The sequence below is a fragment of the Candidatus Solincola tengchongensis genome (assembly GCF_015711935.1).
Classification (GTDB): Bacteria; Actinomycetota; Geothermincolia; order Geothermincolales; family RBG-13-55-18; genus Solincola_A; species Solincola_A tengchongensis.
In genome coordinates this window covers 65,253-77,470 of the sequence record NZ_JACVJJ010000044.1, presented here as the reverse complement: position 1 = coordinate 77,470, position 12,218 = coordinate 65,253, and the positions used below count along the sequence as shown (strand labels likewise).

The 12,218-nt window shown below is 63.7% G+C and carries 8 protein-coding genes; 2 read left to right on the top strand and 6 right to left on the bottom strand.

What is annotated here, in order from left to right; translation table 11 throughout:
* Window positions 1-128: 128 nt before the first annotated feature.
* The 6 genes from H7007_RS03325 to H7007_RS03300 all read right to left on the bottom strand — a co-directional run bounded on the left by H7007_RS03325 (window position 129) and on the right by H7007_RS03300 (window position 7,319).
* On the bottom strand, window positions 129-1,271 hold the full coding sequence (locus H7007_RS03325; protein ID WP_287153074.1) for a thiolase family protein: 1,143 nt from the start codon (window positions 1,269-1,271) through the stop codon (window positions 129-131).
* Between the two features lie 18 nt (window positions 1,272-1,289).
* A complete protein-coding gene (locus H7007_RS03320; protein ID WP_287153073.1) occupies window positions 1,290-1,754 on the bottom strand; it encodes a Zn-ribbon domain-containing OB-fold protein in 465 nt (154 codons plus the stop codon).
* A gap of 1,078 nt (window positions 1,755-2,832) precedes the next feature.
* Window positions 2,833-4,695 (bottom strand): aldehyde ferredoxin oxidoreductase family protein, encoded by a 1,863-nt coding sequence (locus H7007_RS03315; RefSeq protein WP_287153072.1) that lies wholly within the window; start codon window positions 4,693-4,695, stop codon window positions 2,833-2,835.
* Window positions 4,696-4,830: 135 nt separating this feature from the next.
* Window positions 4,831-5,247, bottom strand: a complete 417-nt coding sequence (locus H7007_RS03310; RefSeq protein WP_287153071.1) for an SCP2 sterol-binding domain-containing protein — start codon at window positions 5,245-5,247, stop codon at window positions 4,831-4,833.
* 132 nt (window positions 5,248-5,379) lie between these two features.
* Window positions 5,380-6,543 carry an iron-containing alcohol dehydrogenase gene (locus H7007_RS03305; protein ID WP_287153070.1) on the bottom strand — a complete coding sequence of 388 codons (1,164 nt, stop codon included), beginning with the start codon at window positions 6,541-6,543 and terminating at the stop codon, window positions 5,380-5,382.
* A gap of 212 nt (window positions 6,544-6,755) precedes the next feature.
* Entirely contained in the window at window positions 6,756-7,319 is a 564-nt protein-coding gene (locus H7007_RS03300; protein WP_287153069.1) for an SCP2 sterol-binding domain-containing protein, read from the bottom strand.
* A 1,060-nt stretch (window positions 7,320-8,379) separates the two neighbouring features.
* Here H7007_RS03300 and H7007_RS03295 point away from each other — a divergent pair.
* Together H7007_RS03295 and H7007_RS03290 are read left to right on the top strand one after the other, a co-directional pair.
* Complete coding sequence (locus tag H7007_RS03295; protein WP_287153068.1) at window positions 8,380-9,381, top strand: heterodisulfide reductase-related iron-sulfur binding cluster; 1,002 nt, start codon at window positions 8,380-8,382, stop codon at window positions 9,379-9,381.
* A gap of 620 nt (window positions 9,382-10,001) precedes the next feature.
* Window positions 10,002-11,951, top strand: a complete 1,950-nt coding sequence (locus H7007_RS03290) for a GH39 family glycosyl hydrolase (RefSeq protein ID WP_287153067.1) — start codon at window positions 10,002-10,004, stop codon at window positions 11,949-11,951.
* Window positions 11,952-12,218: the final 267 nt, after the last annotated feature.

Here is a 12,218-nt window from a genome sequence, read left to right as displayed (position 1 = left end):
GTCGTCCAGGGCGCGGGTGACGGCCTCGGCGATGAGCTCCACCCCGGAGGCGTCCAGGCGCTTGGCGGCGTGGTGGGTCTGTCCTACCCCGATGATCCCGACTCTTTTACCCATGGCGCGTCACCTCCTCATCTGCCCAGGATCCAAACGCAGTGGGACTGGCCGCACATGCCGTTGATGCCGTGGGCCAGGGCGACGTTCACCTCGCCCACCTGCCGGTCCCCGGCCTCCCCGCGGATCTGCAGCACGCACTCCGCCAGCTCGGCCAGCCCGGCCACCTGCACGGGGTTGGCGGAGAGCCGGCCGCCTGAGGGGTTGACCGGGAGCCGGCCGTCGAAATTGAAGTAGCCGCGCTCCAGGTACTCGCAGCCCTTGCCGTCGTCGCAGAAGCCCAGGCCCTCCAGCCAGAGGGGCTCCATGTAGGAGAAGGCGTCGTAGACCTCGGCCACGTCTATCTCCTTGAGAGGGTCGACGATGCCGGCCATGGAATAGGCGCGTTTGGCGGCCGCCTTCAGGGCCCGGGTGTCCGCCAGATCGCGGTCCCCCAGCCTGTAGGCGTCGGTGCAGTGCCCCACGCCCAGGAGCCAGACGCGCTTCTTGCGCGTGGAGAGCTTCTTGGCCTGCCTCTCCGCGGCCAGCACCAGCGCCGCCGCCCCGTCGGTCACCGGGGAGCAGTCCAGGAGCTTGAGGGGGTCGGCGATGCGGCGGGAGTTCATCACGTCCTCCACGGTGATCTCCATGGGGAAGAGGGCCAGGGGGTTGCGCATGGCGTTCCCGTGGTTCTTCACCGACACCAGGGCGAACTGCTCCTCGCGGAGGGCGTACTTGGTCATGTAGCGGCGGGCCTGCAGGGCGGCGGAGGAGACGGCGTCGATGCCCAGCTTCCTCTCCACCAGAGGATCGAAGGCGCAGTTGGTGATGCCGTTCATGTTGCTCTCCGTCCCCTTGTGGTGGGCCACCACGATGGTCACCCCGAAGCTCCCGGAGAGGATGCGCATCATCCCGTAGAGGCAGCCGAAAGTCCCGTCACCCTCCACGGTGGTGATGTCCTTGCCGTAGGCGCAGGCGCTGTCCTGGATGGCCATGCTGGATATGGTGCGCCCGTCCCAGAAGTCGCTGGAGATGGAGACCACGTTGTCCACCTCGTCCTTGGTGATGCCCGCGTCCTCCAGGGCCCGCCGGGTGACGTCGTAGACCATCTCGGCAAAGGTCTCCGGCTTGTTCTGCTCGTACTTGCTCTGGGCCACTCCAATGATGGCAACTTTTTCCATATATATCACCACCTTACCTCAGCCCAGGGGACGGAAGTGCTTGATGTCCAGGATGTTCCCCTCGCGCTCCTCCGCGAGCACGGCCTCCACGCGCATACCCACCTTTACCTTCTCCGGTTCTATCTCGTCGATGAAGTGGAGCAGGCAGGTATCGGCACCGTCCATCTTGATGAGTCCGTAGACGAAGGGCGCCTTGCGCGGATGTAGTTTGGGCTCCTCGTAGCGCACGACGGTGTAGCTCTCCACGGTCCCGGTTCCCGGAAGCTCCACCCAGTCGTGGGGTTCCTGATAGCAGTGGATGCACTTGGGCTTGGGGGGGACGAATACCGTCCCGCAACCGGGGCAACGGTTGGCCCAGATCTTTCCGTTGTCGCGCAACTCGCAGTACCAGCGGCTGAGGGTGCTCCCTACCGTCCACGAGTAGGGGACGCTTATCTTCCCCTGGTGGACCAGGACTTCCACGTCCTTCTTCCAGTCGGACATTACCTCACCTCCCTTGGTCGTCCCGGCTGTGGATCATAGTGCGTCTCTGGTTCGGACATCCATCACCTCCTCCGAGGTCCAGTCTGCCGGCGCCTGATCTGGTGGTATTTTTGAGGACATGAACCGAATATCCGTGATCGGACCTCATCCTTTACCGAAAACCGCCGGTGGGCGGTACCGGTTCTCCCGCCCCTTCGCTCAGACGGCATGCCGACCGTTTTCCCACGCGCTCTTTACCGCGGTGGTCGCCCGAGAGAATAGAGTCGGGCGAACTCGCCTCCATAATATTAAGCGACCGTTAATATATTAGTACTTTTCGAGCCTCGCGTCATCCGGGTTTTTCGTTCCGTTGATTCGTTTGTCTTGAAAGGATGAGACGAGTTCTCGCCGTTCATTCCGAGTCCCTGATTCGTGCCCGGGGCCAGCCCATTTCTTGTTGTGGGAGATTTCGCCTTTCCCCTGAAGCTGTCGCCTTTCTCCGAAGGGGATGGGCATTCCTTGTACGAATGAGGCGGAGGCTGTGTTTTCCGGCCGGAAGGGTGCGGATGAGTGGCATGGCCGCATCGTTTTCCTCTTCCGAAGAGGATCGGTCGCCTTCGTTTCCGGCGCGAAGGTCATCTTCTCTCTTTATCGGCGCGCGAACCCGTTTCTCCCGCGGCCTGCAAGGATGCTCCCTCAAGAGATAAGCGCTGGTCGCGGAATCGGAAACGGTCCTGCCTCCGGTGATCGCTTTTCCCGAGGTTTCCCTCGCCTTCGCCGCGCGATCGAGCGTCGAAGACTCGCTTTTCCGGCGGTCCGGACGGTTTCCGGCACCTCTGTGTCGTTTCGACACCGAACACGGGGGAGCGGGTTTGCCGCCCGCTCCCCCAAGATTTTCCTTGCCGTCGGCTTTACGCCGTCGTTTCTCCGAGCATCCCCCTACCTGCCGTGAATGTCGCCATTGCCTGCCGTGAATGTCGCCGCCGTATCCCACTGCCTGGAAGATTGAGGGAAATGCACTGAGGGCAGGAACTCTACCCGCTCAGCGGCCGGGACCTTGCGGGCGGCCGCGGAGGGCGAGGTCCTTCTCCGCTCTCCCTCAGAGGCCCAGGCGGTCGGCGAGGTAGCCCAGGCCGTACTTCTCCAGGGTCTCCCGGGTGGGCATCCCCTCGGGGGTCATCCCGCGGTATTCGTAGAACTCCCGCAGCATGGTCTCCATGTCCGGGACGGAGCCGGCTATGCCCCCGTCCTCCACCGGGGTCATTATCCTCTGGCCGATACGGTCGTCGGCTCCCGTGGCCCCCCAGATGTGGCCCAGGCAGCGCTGCAGGAACCACACCCTGGCTCCGGCCTCCATCATCTTTCGGTAGTCCCAACCGTAGCCGGCCACGGCGTCGAAGAGCTCCGCCCACTGGGTCACGGAGTAGATGGTCCCCGGGAACTCGCACCAGCAGGCGGAGTTCATGATGCACCCCAGGTCGGCGGTGAGGGCCACGGCCTCCGCCTTGTATTCCGCGGACTGGGGCTGGTAGTTCTTGTCCAGCCCGATCTCCGGGTACTCGATGGCCCCCCATTCCAGGAGGAAGGTGAGGTTGGATACGTGGCATGCCCCGCGGATGGAGACGGCGTAGGCCAGCCCGTCCCCCCAATTGCAGCGCGGGTCGTGCATGGGGGCCTCCAGGCCCTTGGAGTCGGTGAGGTAGGCCTCCGCGCCGCCTCCCACCTCCTCCGCCGCCTTGCGGGAACCCTTAGCCAGGAGGGCACCCAGCTTCCCCTCCCGGTTAACGATCTTGGGGAGGAGGTCGATGACCGTGTCCACGTCCCCCCACTCCAATTTGATGCCCTCGTAGTCCTCCGGTTTGAGTATTCCCGCCTCGTAGCAGTCCATGGCCCAGGCTATGGTGGCCCCGCAGGTGATGGTGTCCATGCCCACCCGGTTGCAGTAGTCGTTTATCTTGCACAGGGCGGCCAGGTTGTCGTTCATGATCAGGGTCCCGAAGGAGGCCTGGGTCTCGTATTCCGGTCCCGGGCCGGGCCCCATGGCGTAGGGCCCCTCCTTGACCTCCACCACCGGCTTGCAGCGCACGGCGCACCCCCGGCAGCTCCCGTGGTCCACGATGAAGTTGTCCGCCAGAGCGATGCCGGACAGTTTCTCTGCCCCTTCCTCCCAGAGGCCGCGTCCCCAGTTGCGGGTGGGGACATCCCCCTCGTACATCTTGGCCTCCATGTTGGCCCCCGTGCCGAAGGCGGAGAGGGCCCCGCAGAAGATGCTGTTCTTGACCAGTTCCCGGTGCTCCTCTTGCATGGCCTTGACTTTCTCCGGGTCCTTGTATTCCATCTTCTTGGTCCCCTGGGCCACCACGGCCTTGACCTTCTTGGAGCCCATGACTGCGCCCATGCCCGTGCGGCCGAAGTGATGCCCCTTGTCGTTGACGATCCCGGCGAAGGGGATGAGGTTCTCCGCCGCCTGCCCCACGGCAAGGACCTTGGCCTGCTTGCCGTGCCTCTCCTTGAGGATGTCCGTGGTCTCGTAGGTGTCCTTACCCCAGAGGTCCTCGGCGGAGGCGATCTCCACGGAATCGTCGCCCATAATCAGGTAGACAGGCTTTTCCGCCCTCCCCTTCAGGACGAGGGCGTCATAGCCGCAGCGTTTCAGTTCGGGGCCGAAATTGCCCCCGCAGGAGGCCTGTCCCCATATCCCGGTGAGGGGCGAGCGCGAACCCACGGAAAGGCGGCTGGAGCCCGAGAAGCCTATCCCGGTAAGGGGGCCGGTGGCGAAGATGAGCAGGTTGTCCGGGTCGAGGGGCTCCGCCTCCAGGTTGCCCCGGTCGTAAAGGAGCTTGGCCGCCAGGCCGGTCCCGCCTATATAATCCCGGTATATATCCTCCGGGATCTCGAACTCGGTGACCGTCCCCGAGGTCAGGTCCACCTCCACACCTTTGCCCATGTTTCCGAAGATCATGCGTATCACCTCTTTCCGGCCTAGAATGCGACTTCAGGGCCCCCCATCCCGTCAGCGGGAACCGTTATCGACCACTTTCCTCGAGGAACGAATCGTCTGTTGGGAGGCATGTTCCCCGGTGACGACCAGCTTATCTCAACTGAGGGACATGATCTTGGTGAGCCTGGTCAGGGCTCCCAGGTGGGCGAACATGCCCTTTATCTTCAGGTCCCCCTTGAGGAGTTTCTTGACCACCCCCATGCCCGTCTCGTCGAAGTACCAGGGCAGCCCGTACTTTATCTTCAGGTTGGCCAGCTCTAGGAGGGTGGTGGAATCGGTGGCGATGGCGATGTCCGGTTTCCCAGCCTCGCCCCCGTACACGGTCAGCTTCCCGCGGTCGAAGTCCATGGTTATCTTGGCCTCGGCGTCGACGGCGTGGATGAGCACCTTGGCCTTCAACTTCTCGAAATCACGCTTCTTCTCCGGCTTTTCCAGGTTGGACTTGAGCATCTCCGCGAGCATCCCCGCCAGGGGGACCTCCTCGGCTCCCGGTCCCAGGCTGATCTCGGCCATTTTACCTCCTTTCGACATGAGAGCTCTTAACGATCCCGCGCTTACGGCAGACGTCTCCTTCCTCGAATGCGCTGTCCGGGACTCGCCTGCCTCGAGCCCACCCCGGACTTTTAAGCCCCATACCCGAGAGGCCTAAAAGGCTTCCTTGTAGACCTCCAGAACCTGCTCGGCCTCGAAGATCATCTTGGGGTTATAGACCAGCGACCCGTCGCTCAGAGACATGTCCGCCGCCTGGGGGAGGACGTCCTCGGTGACTCCCACCTCACGCAGCTTCTGGGGTACCCCCATGCGCTTGGTCAGCTCCCAGACGGCGTTGATGGCCGCCTCCGCCGCTTCCTCGTCGCTCATACCCTTCTCCTTGACGCCCATGGCCTCGGCCACGAAGGCGTAGCGGTCCGGGCACTCGTCCATGTTGTACTTCATCACGTAAGGCAGGAGGATGCTGTTGGCCAGCCCGTGGGGCACCCCGCAGAGCGCGCCGATGCTGTGGGCCATGGCGTGCACCAGGCCCACCTGCGCGTTGGAGAAGGCCACCCCGGCCATGGTGGCCGCTATCTGCTGTTGCCCGCGGGCCACCAGGTCGTCCCCGTTCTCCACGCAGCGGGGCAAGTACTGCATTATGAGGCGGATGGCGCCGAAGGCCATGGTGTCGGAGATGGGCTCCGCCTGCAGGGCGTGGATGGCCTCGATGGCGTGGGTCAGGGCATCCATGCCCGTGGTGGCGGTGAGCATGGGGGGAAGGGTCTGGGTCATCACCGGGTCCAGGATGGCCGTGTTGGGGATGATGTAGTCGTCCCCGTAGAGCAGTTTCTGGTTCTTCTCGTAGTCCTTGAGGACGAAGGCGTAGGTGACTTCGCTCCCCGTTCCCGCCGTGGTGGGGATGGCGATGTGTGGGGTCTGGGGCCGGGTCAGCAACTGGAAACCGGAATAGTCCTCCAGCCTGCCGCCTTCCTTGAGCAGGATGGCCATCCCTTTCGCGGTGTCGATGACGCTTCCCCCTCCCACGCTCACCAGGCAGTCGGCCCCTGCCTCGCGAGCCATCTCCGCCGCCTGGTTGGCGATGTGGTAGCCGGAATCCTGGGGGCACTCGTCGTACATGCCCACGAAGCGGCTCCCCAGGGCCTTCTGCACCTTCTCCACCAGCCCGGCGGCCTCCACCCCCTTGTCGGTGACGATGAAGGCGCGGGAGCACTTGAGGTAGTCCACCTCCGCCCCCACGTCCTTCACCGAGTTGATGCCGAAGATTATCCTGGTGTAGTTCTTGTAGATGAAGGAAAGGTCGGTATCATAAGCCACGTAAACCACCTCCTACCGGTTTTTCCGCCCTGCTTCCAAGGTTCCGTTCTCGTGGCCGGGAGGCCTTCCCGCCGGTGGGCGAGTTGCTCTCGCGGCCGGTGGCTGTCTCCCGGCTAATTTATGGGTTCCCGGCCACTTGTCCCGGGAACCCATGCTTCAAATTCTTTCCCCGGATTGCTGACCCGAAGGCGCGGTTCCGGGGGCCTCGAGCGTCAGATGCCGAACTTCTCCTTGGCTTCCCGCAGGAGCTTGCGCAGGTCCTCGATCTCCTCAGGGCTCAGCTCGTCGGGGAAGCGAGGGTTGGTGGATGCGGAGAGGTCCACCAGCCGGCTGGCCGCCTTCACCGCGCGCACGATGGAGGGGAGGTCACCCTTCAGCTTCAACTTGCCCTGCATCATGGCCTTGACCGTGTCCAGCTCCTTGGCCATCACCGACTTCCAGCGCTCGTATTCACCGGTGATGACGTAGTCTCCGGATTCCCCCACCTCTGGAGGGACGATGCGGATGAAGCGGCAATCCCCATGCCAGAGGTCCATGAACATGTAGAGGTCGTCGTCCAGGCCGATCTCCGGCTTGGCCAGGATCTTGATGACCACCGACCCCTCCCAGTCCTTGGCCGCCTCCTTGTATTCCGCGTCGTTCTGCACCAGCTCCTCGTACTGGGCCACCCATTCCGGCGTGCCCATGATGTAGGGTTTGGACTGAGTGGCTTGCCTCTCCTTTACCAGTTCGAGGTAAGCCTTCTCCCACTCCTCCGTGCCGTAGGTCAGCGCCATGCTTCTCCCTCCTTCGTCTTTTCCGGAACAACCTCTTTGCGCCCTTGGAAAGCCTTGTCGCCCAGACCAATGCGATCGTTTTATTATTATATATGGATTCCTTGCAAAACGGAACAAATCACCGGTAAGACCTTGCCCTTCTCCCCTTCTTCCCCCTTCTCTTAGCGCCTCTTCTCTTAGCGTCCCCCGGTTGGCCTTATGTGAGTCGCGCCGCCTCCGGGAACCGCGGCACCTCCCGGTACCCCTGACGCCTTCCTCCCCTGCCCAATAATGTCTATACGTCGCCCACGGCGTTCTCCCTCGAACCTCCAGGCCACCTCCCGCTGGGCCGCCCCAATCGATCCTCGCACGCGGCAACCCCTTTGCGGCGACAGTGTACCGCTGCCTCCCCTCGGTTCCGGCGCAGCGGCCTCTCCCGCCGCACCATACGTGACATCCGAGTACAAGTATAGATACCCAAAGCCAGCCGGCGTTAAACGGCGCGTACTGTGGCGGCACGGCCTTGGACCCGGGGGATGAAGGCGGTCTTGAATTCCGGGGACTGCGTGACGGTAGGGACGGAGCGGGCCTGGCAAGGCGGCATACTGAGTTACCGGGAAAGGGAATGGGCTCAGCGGCGTACGCGGCCACGGGAAAGGGGATGAACGGGCGCGAGCCTCCTTCTTGCCGAGACCCTTATCCGGCCTTTTAGGCACCCCGCGGCGCCCCAAGCCCCACCGTGGGGTTCTCGGAGGCGGGAGCGATGCCCATTTTCTGGGTAAGCGGCATGACGCCTCCGGTCCCTGTGGCCGGGAACGGCCAGGAAGACGCCGCGGGGGCATACATCCTGACGGCGGGAACCCCATGCCTCACGTCGCAATCCTTGTCCCTCAACTTGGCGAATGCAGATGGGGAAGGGTCCTTGTAGAGAGCATCGAAGCATCTATCCGAGGAGGATTAAGAAATACCTTATGCCGTTTACCTGAGGTAAGTTGTGATAGGATAGGTCCGTGCGCCAGGATATGAGCATAGGGTTGATTATTGAGCGCGGGCGGCGGTTCAGCGAGGCAAGGAGGAAGAGATGTTCAGGAAAGAGCGGTGTGACCTGTGCGGGGACTGTGTTTTCCTCTGTCCCTATGTCGACTACGACCGCGAGCAGTCCGTCGAGCAATTCCGCCGCCTTATGGAGGGCAAAACCCCGGAGATTGTGAGCCGGTGCGTGACATGCGTGGCGTGCAACTGGTTCTGCGAAAAGGGGGCCAACCCCTTCGACCTCATCCTGGAGCGGCAGGAGGAGACCGGGGTGCTCCGGATACCAGAACAGAACCTCCAACTCTTCCGTAATTTACCTGACGCTCCCAGCCAGGTCGTCGAGGGGAAGGCCGGCCGTCCGGTCGTCTCCCTGTGCAGCGTGGGAGACCTGGTTCCCGGGCTCTTCGAGGGACGGCTCTTCGAGGGCTGCACCTTCCTCAAGGGTGGACGTTACTTCTGCAACGTGGGGTGGGTGCACCTGGGGTACCATTCGCCGGTACGCGAGGGCGCCGGGAAGGTGGTGAAGAACTTGGCCGAGGACCTGGCCCAGACGGGAGCTTCCGAGGTCGTCCTCTACCACGACGACTGCTACGCCCTGCTGGCCGCCATGGTTAAGGACTACGGGATAGAGGTGCCCTTCAAGCCGGTGCACATCATCGAGTACTTGCTGGATTACGTGCGCGGACACCGGTCGGAAGTAAGACCCCTGGGGATCAGGGTGGCCTACCAGCAGCCCTGCGCATCGCGTTACACCCCGTGGAAGGACGAGTGGCTGGACGAGCTCTTGGAGCTCATAGGGGTGGAAAGGGTTTCCAGGCAATTCGACCGCAAGTTCGCCCTCTGCTGCGGGTCTCCCATGATGCCCCGGGACCGCGAGAAGGCCATGGAGATAAAGGAACGAAACGTGAGGGATGCCGTGGAGCATGGCGCCCAGGCCATGGCCTACCTCTGTCCCCTCTGCGTGCTCAACCTGCGCAAGATGGCCGGTGCCGCGGGCCTGGAGAACTTCCACCTCATCGAGCTGGTCCGCAAGTCCCTGGGCGAGATCTGAGGGCGAGAGGAACGGTCCGGAGTGATCCGGGACCAAACGAGGAGGGCGGCCGCAGGCCGCAGGGGCGTGGAGTCCTCCGGCCCGGGAGCCCGTGCCACCGCAACGGCCGAGACCATACACCGGTGGCGAATTTTTCTCAGCGGGTCTTCCGGCCCGCTTTTCCTGCGCCGGGGATTGCCCACGCCTTGAACGGGGATCGGGATCATCGCGCGCCGCGTCGCGCGGTGAGGGCAGCGGTTTCCCCTTCCTCCTCGGGGTGGAAGAAGGTCCATACCTCGTGCTGGTGATCCCGAATAAATCCTGAGTTGGTGTATGCCGATATACCTGTTTAGATGAGGACGTGGTGGGATGGTATCGGAGATCTTTTCGTCCCGGGGAGATGAGAGGGGAAGGGGCGGATGGCCGGCCTGAGGACCACCACGGGCGGACCTGTCCCGGCGAGGAGCGGGGAACAGCTCCTGGCGCACGGAGGAAGGCTTGGCTTCCGCGGCGCTTTTTACCCCGGGCGGTCTGGCAAGCGGCATCCTCGCCGGCGGGGAAGAAAGTTTCACGGATCGATCATCCTCCTGGTTTGCCTTCCGCTCTTCCTGTCTCTGCTTTGCCCGCCACTGGCGCGGAGCATGAAGACGGCCGCCGCATATAGCGGGACGGCGGCCGTCCCGCTCGGCCTGGGCGCGAAGTTCGGAGTCGCCTCGAGCCACATAAAACTGTACGGGGCGCAGGACATGGCCGGAGAGCTGGACGCCCTGGCGCAAGCCGGGGGCGCCTGGCTGCGCTGCGATTTCGCCTGGGCGGACCTGGAGCCCATGCCGGGTGAGTGGAACTTCGCCGGCGGCGATGCCCTGGTGGCCGAGGCGTCGGAGAGGGGGATCGAGGTGCTGGGCATTCTGGGCACCTCCCCGCCCTGGGCCAACGGCGGGAACCCCTGGAATTACCCCCCTACCGACCTTCAGTCCTGGAGGAATTACGTGCGCACCGTCTGCGGGCGTTATCGAGGTGGCGTTGACGCCTGGGAGATATGGAACGAGGAGAACATACCCCAGTTCTGGATGCCCCAACCCGACGTGGGTAAATATCTGGAACTCCTTGCCGCCGCCTCGCAGGAGATCAGGTCCGTGGACCCCGGGGCGAGGGTGGTCATGGGAGGGATGGCCGGCCTGGGCTACGATTACCTGAACCAGTGCCTGGCCGGAGGGGCCGCCGCGTACGTTGATGCCGTGGCCTATCATCCTTACGCGGAGACCATCGGGGTGGAGGGGCAGCCGGAGGAGGACCTCTACCGCCCCAAGGAGTGGCTGTGCCGCGCGCTGGTGGACTTCGTCCACTTGGTCATATCCCAGCATACCTCCAAGGACCTCGGGATATGGATCACCGAGGTAGGATGGAGCACCTGCGCCGATTCCCCGCCCGGGGTGGACGAGGCCACCCAGGCCGCTTACCTACTGCGCACCATGATCAACTACGCGGGGACGGACGTGGAGCGCGTCATCTGGTACAGCCTCCGGGACGACCTTACCAAACCCTGGGATTGTTACGGCCTTCTGGACCATTCCTTCCGGCGCAAGCCGTCTTTCGGTTATTACCGCACCTTCGAGGAGGTCTTCGGTGCCTCCGTGTCGGAGGACCCGCAGGCCGTCTCCGTGACCTGCGGAGAGCCCTCCACCCTGGAAGTCCATCCCTTCCGCCGCCCCGACGGCAGCCTGGCCCTAGGGATATGGAAGTCCGACGACTCTCCGGATACCGCGGTGGTGACCGTCAACGACTCCGGCCTGCGGTCCGCTTACCGCGTGAATAACCTCACCGGGGAGAGGATCCCGGTGACGGATACCTCGTGGGACGGGCAGGGAAGGCTGGTCATTGCGGGGCTCCAGGTGGGGAAGGACCCATTGATACTGGAGATCGATGAAGGTGAACCAGAGCCTCTGCCCCAGCCCGCCTCCTCCTTCCTCTTCGCCGAGGGCTACACGGGCCCTGGCTTCGAGGAGTGGCTGTGCCTCTTCAACCCGGACACCGAGAAGACGGCGCAGGTGGAGATCACCTACTGCTTCGGGGACGGGAGCACCAAGGAGCGCTCCCTGGAAGTCCCTCCCAGGACCCGCCGCACCCTCTCCGTGAACTCCGAGGTGGGGAAGGGGAAGGAGGTCGCCATCCTCCTCAAGAGCAACTCCCCCCTGGCCGCCGAGCGGCCCATGTACTTCAACTACGGGGGGAAGTGGGCGGGAGGACACGTGGCCGTGGGCCTGCCCCAGCCCGCCTCCTCCTTCCTCTTCGCCGAGGGCTACACGGGCCCTGGCTTCGAGGAGTGGCTGTGCCTCTTCAACCCGGACACCGAGAAGACGGCGCAGGTGGAGATCACCTACTGCTTCGGGGACGGGAGCACCAAGGAGCGCTCCCTGGAAGTCCCTCCCAGGACCCGCCGCACCCTCTCCGTGAACTCCGAGGTGGGGAAGGGGAAGGAGGTCGCCATCCTCCTCAAGAGCAACTCCCCCCTGGCCGCCGAGCGGCCCATGTACTTCAACTACGGGGGGAAGTGGGCGGGAGGACACGTGGCCGTGGGCCTCGTACCTTGAGGGGTTCATGACCGGAAGGTCTCGCAACGCCGTTGCGTGCGAGGTTGCACACCGTGGGATGCGCAGGCATAGGCTGACACGGCTTTTCGCAGCATCGTTGGCTCCGGTCGGGCCCGCGCTCACCTGAAGTATGAACTACGTTGAAATAGAGGGAGGGGAGGGGAAAAGGAAACCCGGGCTCTTTACGTTAAATAAAGAGTCGGATGGACGGGAACTGGCGTCGGGAGGCAAGGCCATGGGCACATTTTCCGCCGGTGTGCGACGCCG

Bases quoted from the DNA above. Each gene is read 5' to 3' on its own strand.
- H7007_RS03325 (WP_287153074.1), bottom strand. From the start codon at position 1,271: ATGGAAAAAGTTGCCATCATTGGAGTGGCCCAGAGCAAGTACGAGCAG.
- H7007_RS03320 (WP_287153073.1), bottom strand. From the start codon at position 1,754: ATGTCCGACTGGAAGAAGGACGTGGAAGTCCTGGTCCACCAGGGGAAG.
- H7007_RS03315 (WP_287153072.1), bottom strand. From the start codon at position 4,695: ATGATCTTCGGAAACATGGGCAAAGGTGTGGAGGTGGACCTGACCTCG.
- H7007_RS03310 (WP_287153071.1), bottom strand. From the start codon at position 5,247: ATGGCCGAGATCAGCCTGGGACCGGGAGCCGAGGAGGTCCCCCTGGCG.
- H7007_RS03300 (WP_287153069.1), bottom strand. From the start codon at position 7,319: ATGGCGCTGACCTACGGCACGGAGGAGTGGGAGAAGGCTTACCTCGAA.
- H7007_RS03295 (WP_287153068.1), top strand. From the start codon at position 8,380: ATGTTCAGGAAAGAGCGGTGTGACCTGTGCGGGGACTGTGTTTTCCTC.
- H7007_RS03290 (WP_287153067.1), top strand. From the start codon at position 10,002: ATGAAGACGGCCGCCGCATATAGCGGGACGGCGGCCGTCCCGCTCGGC.